Origin of the sequence: Streptomyces griseorubiginosus, from assembly GCF_017614965.1 — a bacterium.
GTDB classification, from domain to species: Bacteria; Actinomycetota; Actinomycetes; order Streptomycetales; family Streptomycetaceae; genus Streptomyces; species Streptomyces griseorubiginosus_B.
Genome location: NZ_WVUG01000752.1, coordinates 1 through 414, shown reverse-complemented (window position 1 = coordinate 414; position 414 = coordinate 1). Strand labels below are relative to the sequence as shown.

At 66.7% G+C, this 414-nt stretch carries 2 protein-coding genes; one reads left to right on the top strand and one right to left on the bottom strand.

The window, feature by feature from the left end; all coding sequences use genetic code 11:
- The coding region (locus GRC12_RS47060; RefSeq protein WP_208786164.1) for a DUF3073 family protein at positions 1 to 126 on the top strand (126 nt) is incomplete at its 5' end.
- Between the two features lie 30 nt (positions 127 to 156).
- Here the strand turns inward: GRC12_RS47060 and GRC12_RS45115 are convergent.
- Positions 157 to 414 (bottom strand): AIR synthase-related protein (locus tag GRC12_RS45115; RefSeq protein ID WP_244374736.1); only part of this gene is annotated, 258 nt, incomplete at its 5' end.

The following is a 414-nucleotide window of genomic DNA, read 5'->3' as shown; positions in this document are numbered from 1 at the left end:
CTCAAGTACAGCTCACCTCAAACCGATTTTGAACGGCTCCAGCGCGAGCTGTCGGGCGGTTCCGCCTCCGACGGTGTCAACGACGCCGACGACGACTGGGCGGCTGAGGACGACTGGCGGCGCTGAGCCCGCCGCCGTCCTCACCACCCCCGCTTCCTAGAACCGTGGGTGCTGGCCGACCAACTGGGCGCGCACACTGTCCTTGCCGCCCTTCTTGACCGTGCCCAGCGTCCAGCAATTCAGATGCCGAGCGGTCAGTATGGCCAGCGCACGATCGGTGTCCTCGGGAGCGACGACGGCGACCATGCCGACACCCATGTTGAACGTCTTCTCCATCTCGGCGCGTTCGATCCGTCCGCGCTGAGCGATCATGCCGAACACCGGCGCCGGGGTCCACGTGCCGCGGTCCAGTTC